This window comes from Brevibacillus reuszeri (genome assembly GCF_002897295.1).
Lineage (GTDB): Bacteria > Bacillota > Bacilli > Brevibacillales > Brevibacillaceae > Brevibacillus > Brevibacillus reuszeri_A.
Map to the genome: position 1 here is coordinate 104,375 of NZ_BEXF01000003.1, position 17,057 is coordinate 121,431.

Here is a 17,057-nt window from a genome sequence, read left to right on the forward strand (position 1 = left end):
TTTATTGGAAAGTACAGCTCTTTAGTTGCTGGTGGTATTTTGCAGACCTTTGGCATAGTATTCTTCCTGGATATGCTCAGGTACCATGCTTCCTCCTGTCGCCCAAACGATATGCGTCGCGTTTTTCAGCTTGCCTTCAAGGCCCTGCTGCTTAATATAATTTTGTCCTGCCTCTTGTGTAAGCAAACGGACAGGCCCTGGCATCCCGGCCAAGGCAGATGGCTCCAGACGTACGGATTCGCTATCGCGCAGCGCCCGCAGCAGCGTATACAGCTCCCCGTCAGCAACGGTATAAATACCGCTGAGCAACGTTTCCATTACCTTTCCGACAAAGCGAGAAGGACGACCAACAGCCAATCCGTCCGCATCTGTCTTGTTGTCTATGCCAAAATCTTGGACAGCTAGCTTATCGTGGAGCCCAGTCATCAAGCCAAGCAGCATGCATGGAGAATGAGTTGGTTCGGCAAAAAAACAATGCACATTGTCGCCATAGACGAGCTTCAGCCCGTACGCGACACCCCCTGGACCGCCTCCTACACCGCACGGCAAGTAAACAAACAGCGGATGCTCGCTGTCCACTGTAATTTGCTCCTCCTCGAGTTGTTTACGTAGCCGTTCTGCTGCGACTGCGTATCCGAGGAACAAGCGCTTGGAGTTTTCATCATCGATAAAATAACATTGAGGGTCCGCTTCTGCCTGTTTTCTTCCCTCTTCCACAGCTTTTCCGTAGTCGGATTGGTATTCCATCACCTGTACACCTTTTGATCGAAGCAGCTCCTTCTTCCAGGTCTTGGCGTCTGCCGACATGTGAACTGTAACTTGGAAGCCTAGCTTGGCACTGATCACCCCAATGCTCATCCCCAGATTCCCCGTCGAGCCTACAGCAATGGAATAACGTGAAAACAACTGGCGATACTCATCGGAGGCAAAAACGGAGTAGTCGCCGTCTGATGGCAGCATGCCGTGTTTTTGGGCCAAATCCTCCGCATGCGCCAGTACCTCATAAATCCCTCCCCTCGCTTTGATCGAGCCAGCGATTGGCAAGTGACTGTCGCACTTCAGCCATAACCTGCCGGGGATCTTTATCTGGAAGCGAGACTCCAGGTATTCTTTCATCTGCTCGATCGATGCGAGAGGAGACTCGATCAACCCGCCGGCACCCTCTGTCTCTGGAAAAGCCTTCTGAATAAAAGGAGCAAAGCGTCGCAAACGCTCTTCTGCATCACGGACGTCCTCTGTTGTCACAGAAAGGGTAGCCTTTGCGAGCTGATCATAGCTGGGATTTGTCCAAAAAACTTCTTTTGTGTCCATCATTGCCTGTAGCAACGGATATTCCATTTTCCACTGCTCGATCGTTTGCCCCTCGACTCTCACACTGTTTTCCATCGTAACGAAGCCCTCCATCCTGCATTTGGAATCTCTTGACATGAGGGAATATTCCGTATCTTCCTTCATCAAAAGCTGCTTATGTCAACGAGACTTGTCCTCTGTATGATAGTGCAACAAGAACACTGGAATCAACTCCTAAACGATGAAAAAACAGACAAGGGAGATTTCCTTCTCACTGATTGGCATATTTTACAAAGTTTCGCAACGATTGCTATAATAGCAACAATACAAATTTGCTTTAGGAGATTGCCCCAGTCATTATCTCCCCTCGCTTGACGTGGGAGAGTATGCTCTGGCAAAAGGAGAATAACCAATGGAAATTAGAAAACTGGCTCCACACGAAAAAGCCCCCATGCATTTGTTACTGCTTGCTGACCCTTCGCAAAAACTCGTAGAAGAGTATTTGCAAAGAGGCGATTGTTTTGTCGCCGCAAAAGGAGAAGAAATCGTCGGCGTCTATGTTCTCATAAAAACCAGACCGGATACGATTGAGCTTGTGAACGTGGCCGTCGATGAAGGTCAGCAAGGACAAGGCATTGGCAAAAAGCTGGTACTGCACGCGATTGAAGAGGCAAAAGCATCCGGCTATAAAACTATTGAGATCGGCACGGGCAATTCGAGCCTGGATCAACTGGCGCTCTACCAAAAATGCGGATTTCGGATGACGTGGATCGATAAAGATTTCTTCATTAGACATTACAATGAACCGATATACGAAAACGGCATCCAGCTCTTTGACATGGTTCGTCTCTCCCAGGATCTATAGAGGCAAGACTGTAAAACGAAAAGCCATGATTTTCCTACTACTGCGTAGAAAAATCATGGCTCTTTTCAGTTTCCTTGCTTTTTTACATACCCCATGAAGCCGTGTAGTGTTCTGACGAAATCGCTTCCGCTCAAGTGGCCAAGGCCGCCATGCGCACAATCCAGCTCGTTGTATTGCGTAATGCGATCCCTGCGGATACTCGGTCCGTAAATGAGCACTGGAACCGGATCTCCAGTGTGCTCTCCTACCTCGCAAGGCGTCGAATGATCGGCTGCCAAAGCCAGATACACATCATCAGGCAGCTGCTGTGCAATCATTCCTACCATTTGATCGAAAAGCTCAATCGATTTTGCCTTCTCTATCGGCTTGTTATCGTGCCCCATCAAATCAGGCGCTTTAACATGCACATACACCATGTCCTTTTCTTTTATTTCCTGAATCGCCAGGCGTGCCTTCAAGGCGATATCCGTATCGATGTTCCCCGTCATTGCGGGATTGGTAAACGTTTGGAAGCCCGCAAGCTGGGCTACTCCCAATACCGTGCTTTCACCAGCGATACAGCTTCCTGTTATCCCCAGCTCTTCGGTGATCGGCTTCAGATCGACCATCTGCCCCGCTCCTCTGGTCAATATAAAATTAGCGGGCAGCTTGCCTTCTGCTATACGTTGCAAATTGACGGGATGCTCCGACAGCATGACATGTGTCTTTTGCAAAAAGAGATTGAGCAGAGAAGCGGTATGTACTGCTTCTCTAGAATCATCAAGCGGTTTTATCGGCAGATACGGTTTGCCGTCATTCGGCGCTTTCGGATCAGAGTCACTGACTCGATCACTCAAACCACTTCCCCGCAAAATAAGGACAGCCCGATGCTCGGTCGCCTGCTTGAAATGAACTTCCACACCGTCCGCAAGCTCCGTTCCCTGAATCGCAGCGGCAATTTCATCGGTTCTCTCGCGAATGCGCTGGGCACGACGATCGAGGACAATTCCCTCCTCATTTACGGTAGCAAAATTACAGCGCAGGACAATATCCCCCGGCATGACTTCCATCCCGACTCCCAGCGCTTCAATCGGTCCACGACCCGGATATTGCTCAGGCTGATACCCGAACAGGATTAAATGTCCCATGTCTGTACCGACTGGAATCCCGGCGCTGATCAAATTCATCATCCCCGTAATGCCTTCAGCAGCCAGCCGATCCAGATTTGGTGTGTGTGCATATTCCAAGGGGGTCTTGTTGTCTATGAGCGGATGCGGACGGTCACCTACACCGTCTGCAATAGCGACAATTACTTTTCTTCGTAACATACATCCTCCTACTGTTATAATCCCAGTACTTTAAACCAGGTAAAGTACGCCAGGCTGATTATCGAAGCCCCGATGAAGCAGGTAACAATCGCGTATTTGACCTGATCCAGCACGGAAAAATAACCGGTTCCAAAATAGATCGTATTCACTTTCGAATGCGGCGGCAGTGTAATTGTATACGTCATCGTCATGGCTGCAGCCAAAGCAAGTGGCACCGGGTCCATGCCGAGCGTCTTCGCGAGGGCAATAAAAGCTGGTATCAAGATTGTAACTCGCACCGTCTTGCTCGTAAAAATGAGGTGGCTATACATACTCAGGAAGATAACCACAACCGCAACCATGGCATGGCTCATCTGTTCCAGTCCTAATGTGCTGACCACATTCTTGATAATCCATTCCGCGCCCTTTGATTTATCCAGCGCGTTTCCTACCGCATACGCACCCGCCGCGAAGATCATAAGCTCCCATTTGATATTCGTATCTTTCCAAGTCAGAAGACCTACTCTCGGAAGCAAACAAAGCAATGCAGCCAATACTGCTGTCTGTTCCGTGCTTATTTCAAAGCCGAACCAATCCTTGTGATAGTCTCCTGTTGCCCACAGAATGACCGTCAAGATGAAAATGATTGTAGCTTTTTTCTCATCCTGCGAGAATTGACCCAGCTTTTTCAATTCATCATGCAGCGTTCCCATCACATCTTGGAAATTCGATTCATCCTTAATCGAAAATAGCTTGAACCCTATGAAAAAGGTGATGAGCATCGTGATGATCGCTGTAGGCATGGACGCCAGCAGCCAATCCATGTAGCCAATCTGTCCGCCTGCCAGCTCATTAATAAACCCGACCGCGATAATGTTTCCCGAGGTCGCTGTCATGACACCGGAAGTCGCGAGCGCATCTGCTTGCACGCCTTGGAGCATCATCACTCGTCCAAGATTGCTTCTTCCCGGAATTGCCTTGTAGACCTCGAGCAGAATCAAGCAAATGGGCACCATGAGCGTCGCTCTTGCTGTCGTAGAAGGTACGAAGAATGCCAAAATAAAGTTAATCGCAATTAAAACCAATAGCGTCATTTTCGGAGTTTTACCGAATTTCGTTACCATCCACAAAGCAAATCTCCGACCCAGATTGGATTTGATCATCGCGGAAGTAAGAATAAAGGCGGAAACCATCAACCAGATAACATCAAACCCTAATGTACCAAAGACCACTTCCTGATCTTCTACAGCACCAATCAAAGGCAGCAGAAGTATTGCGATGATGGACGTCAAGTAAATCGGAATAGGAGTGGTAATCCAGAGCACCAACGCCCCTGTAAAAATAGCGATTGATTTTTGTGCAGCCGGCTCCATTCCTTCTGGAGTAGGCATGAACAGTAGCAATAGCATGAGGATGATGGCGATCGGTATTCCCCACTTTTTCATGCGTTCCTCAAATCTACTCTTCTTTTTGATAGGTGGTCCTTTTCCTTCCTTGTCTGTGGCTGCCAGATTATCGCTCATGTAAATCCCCCTTGCCCCATGAAATGTATACGATTTCATCTTATTCAACCACATACCATAAAACAATTTGATTTATTTTCAATAATCATAAGATAATGTTATTGTTCGGAAAAATTTGATATCATACAAAAAAGAGCCCTATCTGTTCAGAGAAGGAGACGAAAACGATGAACCTGACAAAGCTCCAAGCCTTCCTCACTCTCTCGGATTGTCTAAACTTTACCGAAGCCGCAGAGCTGCTCTACTGCTCACAGCCCGCCGTCAGTATGCAAATCCAGAGCCTTGAACGTGATTTAGGCTTTCCCCTTTTTGATCGTATCGGCAAAAAGCTTTACTTAACTACGTATGGCGAGCATTTTAAACCGTATGCCGAGCAAATCATTAATCTCTACCATTCGTCAAAAGAGCACATAAAGCAGCTGGATAACCTGGCTGCTGGTACTCTCTCTTATGGGGCGAGTAATTTTGTCGGAGTCTACCTGCTCCCCGCTATTCTTGGCATTTTTACGAAAAAGTTCCCCGGCATCAAGGTCAATATGAATATTACCTCCTCCAGCCATTTGCTAGACATGCTGGAGTCAAACAGAGTCGAGTTTCTCATACTCTCTGACCGCATTCCAATTGATGAAACACGCTTTCAGTCGAAAACGTTCTATCAGGATGAGCTGGTTCTCATCGCGAGTAGTGAGCATCCACTGGCACAAAAAGAGCAGTGTACGTTGACTGATTTGGTCCATGAAACCTTGATATTAAAACCGAATAAATCGGCTACACGCGTCTATTTGGAAGGAAAATTCAAAGAGTATGGCATAAGCTTTCCACACTTTATGGAGATCAGCAATCTAGAGGCGATCAAACAAGGGGTCATCCATGGTCTTGGCGTGTCGATCGTTTCGCGATTTGCGATCAGTCAGGAAATCAAGCACGGATTACTTGAGGAGATTCCCATCAAAGGGGTACAATTTCTCAGAGGAATTCGTTACGTGTTTCATCGGGGGAAGCATCTTTCCCCAGCGGCCCAACAATTTATCACGCTGCTGGATGAGCGCAATGAAATGGCATACAAAAACAAGCTGCCAACGATTTGACCGTTAGCAGCTTGTTTTCATTTGCCTGACTTTTTACTTTGCAGCAACAGCACCAGCTGCTCTCAGTTGCTCATTCATCATGAGAATCTTAGTGAGTTTTGTGCCGTTTTTCTTGTCCAATCTTGGGATCATTGGTATCATGTATGTCACCTCCCTTCACCGTTTCTTCGGTCAATTCAGTATCGGTGCTTTATTCACTCTATTCAAGTAGCTCTGTAATCGTTGGAATTCACTAGAATATAGATTCTCCATTCCATAATTGCCCTCATGCTGACCACTTATTTGGGCAAATTTGGAGTAGAGACGATTCAGATACACGTTCTGCTCCTGTGCACGAAATTGAACCAGCTTGATGTGTGTATTCTCTCTCGCAATTTGATTAACCAAGTAACACAGCCCCGTTACAAACAAACGAGTGCTTCGATATTCTTTAGACACGATCACTGACTCCACAAATACGATCTCTCCTGCTGGATCGTGTTGGTTTTGTGTATTGACATAGCGGTAATGCCCCCAGCCGATGACGGTGTTCATCGGATCGAAAATCAAAATGATCTGGGATTGATCGATCGAATCAATGATATGAAACAAGGTATCGCACAAGGTGAATTCCACGCTAAAATCCTGTCGATTTCGAATAAAATATAAGGTGAACTGGGCATAGTCTTCAGCGCTTACACAGTTTCTAAATGTCGCCCGCATGGCTTAGTACCTCCGTCGTTCTACGTCCCTTCAGTTTTTCCCTAACGTATTCATCGATTGTTGGATTGCTTGCTAAAATGTACTGGAGTACTTTGCGCTGCAACGATACGCAAATACACGGCGTCAGAGCTGTAATGGTAGCGGTTCTCGGAATATGATCGAGTAGGGCAATCTCTCCAAAATGATCACCATCCTCCAACACAGCCACTTGGATTGAGCCATTTTCTGTTTCGGCTGTGGCTTTGGTGACTTCTACTCTACCCCTTACAATGACATAAAACTTCTCGCCTTTTTCCCCTTCACGAATGATCACCTCACCCGTTGAAAAAGCTTCTGTTTGAAATAGACCGGCGATATCATCCAGAACAGATTGATCCACGCCACGAAAAAAAGGAAGTCTTGAGAGTCGCTCGCCATCAATCGTAGCTTCCTTGCCGCTCTCGGAGATAGATAGACCATTTTGCTTTTCCCAAAGCTCCTGATAAAAACCGCCATTTGCAATCATTTCATGATGACTTCCACGATCGACCAGCTTCCCTTTGTCAAAGGCAAAAATTTGATCCATTTCTGTGACCGATGCGAGCCTGTGTGTAACGGAAATGACTGTCCTGTTCTGTGAGAGATCATGAAACGTTTGGTTCAGAGAGGACTCAGCGATTGGGTCTAAAGCAGAAGTCGCTTCGTCCAAAAACAAAATCGATGGATTTCGCAGAATGGCTCTGGCAATCGCAATTCTCTGCCTTTGCCCACCCGAGAAATTACTGCCCTCATCCAGCACTTCTGACTGATAACCATCTGGCAGGCTCGTAATATATTCATGAATTTCCGCCATTTTTGCAGCTTCCATGACCTCTTCCAAGGATGCTTCGGGACGACCCAAGTGAATATTTTCCAAGATGGTACCTTTGAATAAGAAGTTATCCTGAAAAACGATCCCGATTCGTTCGCGATATGTGCCTTGATCTATGTGTTGCATTTCCTTACCGTTGATTCGAATTTGACCCTGCTCCGGATGATAAAATCCGATTAACAGCTGAAGCAGAGTGCTTTTACCAGAACCACTCGAACCAACGAAAGCGACCTTTGACCCGAATGGAATATCCAGGGTGATTTGCTTGAGTACAGGATGATTCTCATCATACCCAAAAGTTACATTTTCTGCCGAAAGTACCATTTGCCCACTGTCGTTGTCGCCCATGGCATGAATTGAGCCTGTCTTTTCCTTTGGTTGGTCAAATACTTGCGCAAGGCGCTCCAAGCTGACAGATGCCTCCGTCACAGCCGGTATCGTATACGTCAGGTTAAAGACCGCATTTCCCATAGAGGTGTACATCGTGAAAAACCCGACCAAAGCGCCAACGGTAATATGGCCTTGCAGTGCCAAATACGATCCGAACGCGACGATAGCGAAGTTGACAAGAAGCAGGCTTGCCATCGGAAATCGTTCCAGACGTGCATCCATTACCTGTTTGTGATAATTCGCAATCGAGAAAGCTTGCAGCCTTGATTGAAACTTATGAATCATCGATGCCTGCAAATGATAGCCTTTGATTACCTTTTGGGCTTTTATATTTTCATTGACGTCACTCACTAAGAGGCCAACCTGCTCAAAGTAATGATTATTTGCCTCATGCGCTCGCCTGTTCAGGAAGTAAGGTCCGGTGAAAATGATGAAGGCCCCTGCTATAATCAAAAGTGCCATTCTCCACTCCAACGTAAACAAGACCGCTGTACTGAACACGACCACGACAAGTGACTGAATTCCCGTTGTAAGCACCACGGACAAGGCGCTTTCAATCGCCGGTAAATCAACGGTGAAATGCGAGACTAGTTCCCCTGACCGCTTTTTTTGAAAATATCCTACATGTATGTGCTGCAGGTGTTCGAATAAGCGTTTTCGCAAATCTGTTTGTACTTTTGTGATTAATTTGGCCAAAAATACATCACTAGCCAGCCCGGAGGAAATACAAATGACTGCGCAGATTCCAAACACAGTCAAGAAAAGATAAAAGTATTGGAAATCTCGGGGTTCGATTGCGTTGTCGATAATGTATTTAAAGCTAAGAGGCGCCAAAGAGACGAAAGCAAGATCGAGTAAAAGAGTAATTAAGAAGAAAGCTGTCAGTCTTTTATAAGGTCTGATGTAAGTAAGCAGATTTTTAATAACGAAGATCATCTAGTAGTCTCCTTCGAGCTAGCAATAAACCTTTATTGACGCATTTTCTGTACGAACGTGAGTAGATCGGATGGCGAACAGCGATATTCGTCCAGCATCCCATGCTCGGTGTGGGCGGATGCTGTTTTTGTAGCTATTTTTACAAAAAGCTTTTGTAAGTAAGCATCCGCAGGGGCCCAGAAATGCAATTCTTTTACTTCCCTGTCCAATTGTTCGAGGTATTCTGTGAAAAATTGAAGCGCTCGAGCGAAAAGAAGGGTTCCCCTATATTGGTTTGCTAAAAAAATTACCTGGATTTGTACAATATCGGTATCTTCATACCCCTTTTCTCCCGTTCCATAGATGCAGCCAAATGCTCCGACTACTTCATCATCGTCATTGAAACAGAGAAAGGATTCATGGGTCATCAAAATAGGACTGACAATATAACTAAGTGCCACAGGGAAAGCATATGGCAGCTGCAACTGCTCGTAATTCTCCAACAGAAATTCAACGTATTTCTGCTGATAAAACTCTGAAGCACAAATCGAAAAATAATAGCTCATCTCATTTCTACTCCCTCAGTCTTTCACTAGCCAAAGCGGTCATTTCTCCCTGACATGTTATTACCCGTTTTGTCAGTAGTTCCAAACGTACAGTGGGACTTAGGTACCAGATTCCACATTCTTCTTCGCCTTAGCCCATCTTGTATCCTTCCTGTTAATAGTATAATGGCAAATGTTTTTTGTTATTGTGATCCATGTTACATTTTTCGATTTTTTTGTAAAAAGGAAATGGATAGAGCTCAGATTTTACTGATACTCTACCCATTCTTCATTAGCGATTGGCTGCTTTCGCGGAGAGCCTGGTCTCACGGCTGTCCTGCCCTTTCGTTTTCGCCAAGTACATCGCATATTCAAGTGGTCTGGAAATGGCTTGCTTATACTGCTGCACAGCTCCCATCTCGCGGAATATTTCCCGTGCGGGCTTCGGATTGACTTCGATTAGCCAAGCTCTCCCATTGACGTCAATCCCGATATCCAACCCGAATTCCACCATTCTCCCAAAGTGGTTCTCTAGCGTCTCTGCTGTCTGAAAAGCAAGCTGTTCACAATCCTCTACAATTTGGGTAGAACGCTCCGCTCCAAACCTGGGCTGCAAAAAGGTGGCCACAGGAATGGCTTTGCCACCGCCATGCAGGTTGGAGGTTGCGCTGCGCTCACCGCCTACCCGAATCCCATGACCCGTAATTCGCCAGTCGCCTTGGCCATCCTTTTGGATCAAAAGACGCATGTCTACTGCACGAGCCGGAACGAGCTGCAGTCTCAACCCTTGCTGAACGATGTACTTCTCGCTTCTCGTCCAACGATCGACCCAACGCTGAACAGATGATGCCTGCTTTAACACCGTCGCGACCTTTGCCCGTTGTTTGTCCCTGCCTAACAAGCGATACCCCTCCGACGTCTTCTCAATGCTGAGGATGTTTCGCCCGCCTGTTCCATTCAAAGGCTTTACATAGAGGAGTGAATGCCTTCCCAGCATTTTGACCAGATTGGTTCGGTTGTACAGCCAGGTTTCCGGTAGCCACCGATGCATACGGGTATCACGATGAAGAACCTCATGGACCCGCCATTTGTTAGCCAAGCGGTTATTCGCATACAAAAAATTGCTCGTACGGCGAAAAGCTACATAATCTTTGAAAGCTTGGGTGGGCGTGTACCGATAGCGGTCAAAAACCGCATCCGGCCGATCAAAAATACGTCCCTTAAATTTTCCGCCAGCATCCAGTACATACCCCCTGACCTGCTTGCCTGATGCTAGCACATCTTTTGGGGAAAACAGGAAAACTGTACTGCCCAGCTCATGTCCTGCCCGGAGTAGACGCCGAAAGTAAGCTGGCTCTGCAAATTTTTTGCCTTCTCGCCAGGTCAGGATTCCGATGATGGGTCGTTTCATGATTGCACCCTCTCTCGTTTCCTCCCTGGCAGTTTATTCAGCTACTCACCAGTTGGCGCTTCCTACAGCTTATTTTCCAGGGCTAACAGGTCTTCTGGCAAAGGGGCTTGTGCTTCTACGACCTGCTGGCTAAACGGATGCTCAAAGCGCAGAATAGCCCCATGTAGCGCTTGTCTTCGGATAAGATCACGTTTGCCGCCATACAGGTCATCGCCCAGTAGTGGGTGACCGATATAGCTCAGATGAACCCGAATCTGATGGGTACGCCCTGTTTCTAGCCGACATTCCAGCTGGGTCGCTGTTTTATACCGCTCCCGAACCTGATAATGCGTGATTGCCTGGTCGCCATTTGGCGTAACCCGTCTTCTGGTCGGATGATTGCGGTCTTTTCCAATCGGCTCGTTGATCTTCCCGCTATCTTTTGACACCTTGCCATGAGCAAATGCCCAATATGTACGCTTGATTTTTCTCTCACGTAAAAGCTCATCCAGAAGAGCTGACGCCCACGCATGCTTGGCATAAAGAACAACGCCTGATGTGTCCTGGTCAAGTCGGTGTACGTGACGTACTTTTGCCTGCAAGCCCGTCCGAAAAAAATGACCTGCGACTAAATGATCCAGTGTGAGATGGTGATGCGATTCGGTCGGATGCAAAAGCAGCCCAGCCGGCTTGTTTACGATCAGCAAGTGATCATCCTCATACAGGATGTCTGGCACCTCACTCGCGGGATCTAGTCCAAGCGGCTCTGGCGGACACAAGCGCAAGCGAATTTCCTGACCCTCTGCGCCTTTTATATGCTGGGCAACTGGCTCACCGTCAAGCAGAACTTCTTTGTATTGAAATAAAAGATGGACCTGTTTACGAGGGAGCTTCCACTCCTCCCGCAACAGGTTCCCAATTGGAATGGTCGCATCCTCAGCACGCAAGTGAGTGATAAGCCATTCCCCTTCTTTTTTCATGTCTTGCATGGGCTTGTATCTCCCTGTCTTGTGGTCTCTTTCTTAGGCCTGTTCCAAGCCTTTGCTCACTTGAATGACCCGATCGAGAAAATGCTCGATTTCTTCGCGGCTTTTACCCAGCTTGCTGACGAAACGAATCAATTCCTTCCCTTCATGAAAAGCGATGAAGCTAGGAATTCCGAATACATCCAGCTTTTGAGACAAGTCAGGAAGCGTGTCACGATTTACTTCTATCATGTCCAGATCGTCCTTATATTTTTCCTCTACTGCCGGCATGAATGGATCGATGCGATGGCAATCTGGGCACCAATCGGTGAAAAATTTGACAATAACAGGTTTCGTGTTGGAAATTACTTGCTCAAAGTCTGCTTCGGTTTTAATTTCTCTCATGGTCGATCTGCCTCCCAGAATGATTTGGCAATAGTGTATCATAGCTTGTGCTTTTTTGTGTATCCAGAAGTGCAATGCCTATTTTCTGGGTGTGAAACAATTGCCATTACTAACAATTCAACTGTCGGAAATGATATGGCTTGTAAGAACAAGAACCCAAAAGGATGGTGTAAAGATGAAAAAGTTTGCTGCTTTTGTAATGGTTCTCTGCTTGCTGGGTACTGCTCTCCCTGTTTCTGCTGCTACTCACGATGATCACAAGAAAAAGCATCACAAGGTTCATACAAAATCTCACCATATGAAAACAAAAGCTCACAAGATGCACACGAAAGCTCTGCACAAAGCGCATATCAAGGCAATGCCGAAAACAGGCATGGGTGGCGCTAGCGAAATGGAGTAAGGGGGGCTTCCCCCCTTTTACTTCGTTTGTTCAAGGAGACTAAACACATGAAGAGCACCTTGTTAAAATTACTCCTGGTAGGTCTCGTCCTGACAGGATGTAGTCAGGTTACCCAGCCCCCTCCTCCTCAGCCCGTGCCAGAGCAACAAGTCATGCAGACGCAAGAAATCGAACAGGAGCAAAAGCAAAAGGTCGTTGTCTACGGACCAGCTGTACCGCCTAAGAAAAAAATGGTTCCGGCTCCTCCTCTTATAGATGGCCTTAATCCTAAGAGCATCGAAATTCCCTCCATTGATCTTCATGCTGTTGTGGAGCCCGTTGGCGTTTTGGCCAATGGCCAGATGGATGTGCCGAAATCATTTGACCATGTAGGAATTTTGTCGCCATGGACGAAACCGGGAATGAAAGGGAACGCTGTAATGGCAGGACATTTTGATCACTATACTGGACCTGCCATCTTCTATAACTTGCGAAAGCTACAGGCCGGTGATCACATCAAGATACTTGAGGAAACCGGGAAGCATTTAACCTTTGAGGTAAAAAGGGTTCTCAGCTATAAAAACGACGAGGCTCCAATTGAAGAAATTTTTGGTACGACTGATAAAGCACACCTCAACCTGATTACGTGCGCAGGTAAGTTCAACAAGAAAAAACAAGAGCATGCCCGACGACTTGTTGTATTCTCAGAGCTTGTACAGGAAGAATATGTGGAAATGGAAAAAGCCCAGTGATCGCAACATTCGCGACACGTTGGGCTTTTTCTACTTATATTTTACCACCCTGCTCAATCAAGCATCGGACAAACGTTTCTGCTGGGCGTGAAAGCGGTCTGTCCTTTCGATAAGCAACTACCAGTGTACGTGATGGCTTGGAGCTGATTCGGACATAAACAGGCGGCTCGACAGTACCAGGCGCCATGGTTATCATCTTCGGTGCAAAAGACAGTCCCATCCCGGAAGCAACCAGGGATTGAGCCGTTTGGATATTACTGCTCTCAAAAACAATGCGAGGACGAAAACCAGCCTGCTCACAGAGTCGCAAAGAAATTGTGCGAAAGCCCTGTCCTTCTTTTAGCAAAATAAAGGGCTGATCTGCAACCTCTGCCAAATCCACCTCATCCTTGTCAGCTAATGGATGGTGAGGAGGAACCGCTAAAAAGATTTCTTCTTTGATCGCTGGGACTATCTCCAGTGATGGATCACTGATTGGCATCGTCAGTAAGCTAACATCAATTTTTCCTCTTACAAGCAATTGTTCTAAATGGCTAGAAGTGTCTTCCATCAATTGGAGCTCAACACCCGGAAACTGCTTCGTAAATGTTGTCAGGACTCTCGGGAGCACATACGCTCCAGTAATGGGGAGGCTTCCAACCAATAATTTTCCGCTCTCTCCGACCGCATACGAGCGCATCTCTCGCTCCAGCCCTTCTGACATATCGACGAGCGTTTGTGCGACTTGCACAAAGCGCTGACCTGCATCCGTCAGCTCCACATGCTGCGGCAAACGGTGAAACAGGCTCACCCCGAGAATTTTTTCTAGCTTGGCAATTTGCTGGGACAGCGAGGGCTGTGCCAAATGCAGCCGGTTGGCTGCCCGGGAAAAACTGCGTTCTTCCGCAACTGCCAGCACATAACGAACTTGTCGTAACTCCATAAAAACCTCCCGATAGGCAAAAACTATCCTTCTCATAATTATTATATCTTTGAACTATTTTCTTTGCCATGTTACAACCGTTGTAAGAGTTTTCGCACGAAGGAGGAGGAATCACTATGAAAGCCCGTACTATGTTTGAAAAGATTTGGGACAATCATGCGATCCACGAAGAAGCTGGTAAACCGAGCCTCTTGTATATTGACCTGCACCTGGTTCACGAGGTGACTTCCCCACAAGCTTTTGAAGGACTCCGTTTGGCTGGTCGCAAGGTGCGCCGCCCAGAGCTGACTTTTGCAACGATGGACCATAACGTTCCTACAGCAGATCGCTTCAATGTAGCGGATCCGATCTCCCGTCAACAGATGGAAACATTGACTGAAAACTGCAAAGAGTTTGGTATTACGCTGGCTGACCTGAACAGCCCTGACCAAGGCATCGTACACGTTATCGGACCTGAGCTGGGACTGACTCATCCAGGAAAAACAATCGTTTGTGGTGATAGCCATACCTCCACGCATGGTGCATTTGGCGCCCTCGCTTTTGGGATCGGTACGAGTGAAGTAGAGCATGTCCTCGCTACCCAATGTCTCCAGCAGCTGAAGCCAAAAACAATGGAAGTGCGTGTAAACGGCGACCTGCCTTTCGGTGTAAGCGCTAAGGACTTGATTTTGGCGATTATCGCAAAATACGGAACAGATTTCGCAACAGGTTATGTAGTTGAATATACAGGCGCTGCCATCCGTAACCTGACGATGGAAGAGCGCATGACTGTCTGCAACATGACAATCGAGGGTGGTGCTCGTGCAGGACTGATCGCACCAGACCAAACCACTTTTGATTATTTGAAGGGCAAACGCTTTGTGCCACAAGGCGAAGACTTCCTCGCTGCTGTAGAAGCTTGGAAACAGCTGTGCACAGACGAAGGTGCACAATATGACACCTGTGTAGAGATCGATGCGACTCAAATCGCACCACAAGTAACGTGGGGAACTAGCCCAGGTATGGGTACGAATATTACAAGCACAGTTCCAGACCCTGAGTCCTTTGAAACAACAGCTCAACGCAAAGCTGCTCAGGACGCTCTTGCTTATATGGATCTGACACCCGGCACACCAATGAGTGAAATCAAAATCGACCGTGTTTTCATTGGCTCCTGTACCAATGGTCGGATTGAGGACTTGCGTAAAGCCGCTGAAGTAGCAAAAGGCCGCAAGGTGTCCCCTTCCGTTCATGCAATGGTTGTACCAGGCTCTCAAGCAGTGAAGCAACTTGCTGAGCAAGAAGGCTTGCACCTCGTTTTCCAAGAAGCTGGCTTTGACTGGCGCGAATCAGGTTGCTCCATGTGTCTCGCTATGAACCCAGACATCCTGTCAGAAGGCGAGCGTTGCGCTTCTACTTCCAACCGTAACTTCGAAGGTCGTCAGGGACGCGGAGGTCGTACTCACCTTGTCAGCCCTGAAATGGCTGCAGCAGCAGCGATTGCTGGTCACTTTGTTGACGTACGTGAATGGAAAAGCGAAAACGCAAGCAAGGAGGTATTCCAATGAATCCATTTGTCATCCATAACGGACTCGTAGCACCCCTGGATCGTGTAAACGTCGATACAGACGCCATTATCCCGAAACAGTTTTTGAAACGCATTGAACGCAGCGGATTTGGTCAATTCCTGTTCTACGAATGGCGCTTTGCAGTTGATGGCTCCACCATTGACTCATTTATTCTGAACACACCGGAATATAAAGATTCCACGATCCTCCTTGCCCGTAACAACTTTGGCTGCGGCTCTTCTCGTGAGCATGCACCGTGGGCTTTGATGGACTATGGCTTCCGCGTGGTGATTGCTCCATCTTTCGCTGATATTTTCTACAACAACTGCTTTAAAAATGGCATCCTGCCAATCACTCTCAGTGAAGAGCAGGTAGATGAGCTGTTCAATCGTGCTCAAGGCAAAAAGGATTATCATCTGACCGTCGATTTGCAAGAACAGGTCGTTCGTGACAGTGAAGGTCTCTCCTACCCGTTTGAAGTAGATTCCTACCGCCGTTACTGCCTGTTGAACGGTCTGGATGACATCGGCATTACTTTGCAGTATGAGGACAAAATCGCTGCTTACGAGGCAAACCGCCGCTAATTTTCACCGATTAATGAATAACCATAGAGAAGCGAAGGCATTCTGCATAGGCATGCCTTCGCTTTTATTTGTTCATGTAAGTTTAGTGCTACTCGTTTATCATCATGTACATATGGGTTTCGTCAACGTAACGATCCCCTATTTTCAATGCCTTTTTCTCAAAGCCATAAGGGAGGAAGCCCATTTTTTCATAAAAACGAACGGCTGCCGGGTTGGAAGTCACGACTGCGAGCTGGACTTGATCAACATCGCCAAGCTTTTTCAAATAGGAAATCTCTTCCTGCATCAGCCCTGCTGCAATCCCTGTTCCACGATGGGCTTCACTTACGTACATGGAGACGACCGAAACTTTGTGACGAACTTTTGTCCCCCTATTTCGGAAGAAGCCGATAATTCCTACAATTTCACCTTCAACAAAGGCTCCAAAAAAGCCGCTGTCCCCCGTGTGGGCATTAGAGAGTCTTTCTTTCCATTCTGCATCCGTCCGTTTGATCTCTTCTTCATACAAAGCTCCAAACGCATCTGGATCTTTCTGCAGCCCTTCAAGCCTTACCTTGGAAAAAGCTGCTGCATCCTCTGGACCTAATAAACGTATCTCCATTTCCCTGCTGCTCCTCTCTGTACATGTCCACTCATCATAGTAGACACAGGAAGAGTTG

At 47.1% G+C, this 17,057-nt stretch carries 17 protein-coding genes; 6 read left to right on the forward strand and 11 right to left on the reverse strand.

The features are described 5' to 3' along the window. Positions 1-21 precede the first annotated feature (21 nt). Positions 22-1,386, reverse strand: a complete 1,365-nt coding sequence (locus C3B52_RS05975) for a D-serine ammonia-lyase (protein WP_103105170.1) — start codon at positions 1,384-1,386, stop codon at positions 22-24. Positions 1,387-1,702: 316 nt separating this feature from the next. On the opposite strand from C3B52_RS05975, the gene C3B52_RS05980 reads away from it, so the two are divergent. Then, positions 1,703-2,155: a GNAT family N-acetyltransferase gene (locus C3B52_RS05980; RefSeq protein ID WP_103105171.1), complete on the forward strand. Its 453-nt coding sequence runs from the start codon at positions 1,703-1,705 to the stop codon at positions 2,153-2,155. Positions 2,156-2,220: 65 nt separating this feature from the next. On the opposite strand, the gene apgM is transcribed toward C3B52_RS05980, so the two are convergent. Together apgM and C3B52_RS05990 are read right to left on the reverse strand one after the other, a co-directional pair. Then, a complete protein-coding gene (gene apgM, locus C3B52_RS05985) occupies positions 2,221-3,462 on the reverse strand; it encodes a 2,3-bisphosphoglycerate-independent phosphoglycerate mutase (RefSeq protein ID WP_103105172.1) in 1,242 nt (413 codons plus the stop codon). Between the two features lie 14 nt (positions 3,463-3,476). Next, the gene (locus tag C3B52_RS05990) at positions 3,477-4,964 is read right to left on the reverse strand and encodes an SLC13 family permease (RefSeq protein WP_103105173.1); all 1,488 of its coding nucleotides are present in this window, start codon (positions 4,962-4,964) and stop codon (positions 3,477-3,479) included. A gap of 167 nt (positions 4,965-5,131) precedes the next feature. Between C3B52_RS05990 and C3B52_RS05995 the strand changes: the two genes are divergently transcribed. Next, positions 5,132-6,052, forward strand: coding sequence for a LysR family transcriptional regulator (locus tag C3B52_RS05995; RefSeq protein ID WP_103105174.1), 921 nt, complete (start codon positions 5,132-5,134; stop codon positions 6,050-6,052). 171 nt (positions 6,053-6,223) lie between these two features. Here the strand turns inward: C3B52_RS05995 and C3B52_RS06000 are convergent, their stop codons facing one another. From C3B52_RS06000 to C3B52_RS06025, 6 genes are all read right to left on the reverse strand, one after another. Beyond that, positions 6,224-6,754: a GNAT family N-acetyltransferase gene (locus tag C3B52_RS06000; protein WP_103105175.1), complete on the reverse strand. Its 531-nt coding sequence runs from the start codon at positions 6,752-6,754 to the stop codon at positions 6,224-6,226. Beyond that, the gene (locus tag C3B52_RS06005; protein ID WP_103105176.1) at positions 6,738-8,930 is read right to left on the reverse strand and encodes an ABC transporter transmembrane domain-containing protein; all 2,193 of its coding nucleotides are present in this window, start codon (positions 8,928-8,930) and stop codon (positions 6,738-6,740) included. Before C3B52_RS06005 ends, C3B52_RS06000 begins: the two co-directional genes overlap by 17 nt. 32 nt (positions 8,931-8,962) lie before the next feature. Then, complete coding sequence (locus C3B52_RS06010) at positions 8,963-9,475, reverse strand: hypothetical protein (RefSeq protein WP_103105177.1); 513 nt, start codon at positions 9,473-9,475, stop codon at positions 8,963-8,965. A 271-nt stretch (positions 9,476-9,746) separates the two neighbouring features. Beyond that, a complete protein-coding gene (locus C3B52_RS06015) occupies positions 9,747-10,865 on the reverse strand; it encodes a YheC/YheD family endospore coat-associated protein (protein ID WP_103105178.1) in 1,119 nt (372 codons plus the stop codon). 62 nt (positions 10,866-10,927) lie between these two features. Beyond that, complete coding sequence (locus C3B52_RS06020) at positions 10,928-11,833, reverse strand: RluA family pseudouridine synthase (protein WP_103105179.1); 906 nt, start codon at positions 11,831-11,833, stop codon at positions 10,928-10,930. A 33-nt stretch (positions 11,834-11,866) separates the two neighbouring features. Continuing rightward, on the reverse strand, positions 11,867-12,214 hold the full coding sequence (locus C3B52_RS06025) for a thioredoxin family protein (RefSeq protein ID WP_103105180.1): 348 nt from the start codon (positions 12,212-12,214) through the stop codon (positions 11,867-11,869). Positions 12,215-12,389: 175 nt separating this feature from the next. On the opposite strand from C3B52_RS06025, the gene C3B52_RS06030 reads away from it, so the two are divergent. Continuing rightward, positions 12,390-12,614 carry a hypothetical protein gene (locus C3B52_RS06030; protein WP_103105181.1) on the forward strand — a complete coding sequence of 75 codons (225 nt, stop codon included), beginning with the start codon at positions 12,390-12,392 and terminating at the stop codon, positions 12,612-12,614. Between the two features lie 47 nt (positions 12,615-12,661). Further along, positions 12,662-13,345: a class F sortase gene (locus C3B52_RS06035; protein WP_103105182.1), complete on the forward strand. Its 684-nt coding sequence runs from the start codon at positions 12,662-12,664 to the stop codon at positions 13,343-13,345. Positions 13,346-13,379: 34 nt separating this feature from the next. On the opposite strand, the gene C3B52_RS06040 is transcribed toward C3B52_RS06035, so the two are convergent. Next, positions 13,380-14,267, reverse strand: a complete 888-nt coding sequence (locus tag C3B52_RS06040; RefSeq protein ID WP_103105183.1) for a LysR family transcriptional regulator — start codon at positions 14,265-14,267, stop codon at positions 13,380-13,382. 116 nt (positions 14,268-14,383) lie between these two features. Here C3B52_RS06040 and leuC point away from each other — a divergent pair, with 116 nt between their 5' ends. After that, on the forward strand, positions 14,384-15,814 hold the full coding sequence (gene leuC / locus C3B52_RS06045; protein ID WP_103105184.1) for a 3-isopropylmalate dehydratase large subunit: 1,431 nt from the start codon (positions 14,384-14,386) through the stop codon (positions 15,812-15,814). Beyond that, positions 15,811-16,398, forward strand: a complete 588-nt coding sequence (gene leuD / locus C3B52_RS06050; RefSeq protein ID WP_103105185.1) for a 3-isopropylmalate dehydratase small subunit — start codon at positions 15,811-15,813, stop codon at positions 16,396-16,398. Before leuC ends, leuD begins: the two co-directional genes overlap by 4 nt. 88 nt (positions 16,399-16,486) lie before the next feature. On the opposite strand, the gene C3B52_RS06055 is transcribed toward leuD, so the two are convergent. Further along, the gene (locus C3B52_RS06055; protein WP_103105186.1) at positions 16,487-16,999 is read right to left on the reverse strand and encodes a GNAT family N-acetyltransferase; all 513 of its coding nucleotides are present in this window, start codon (positions 16,997-16,999) and stop codon (positions 16,487-16,489) included. Positions 17,000-17,057 lie beyond the last annotated feature (58 nt).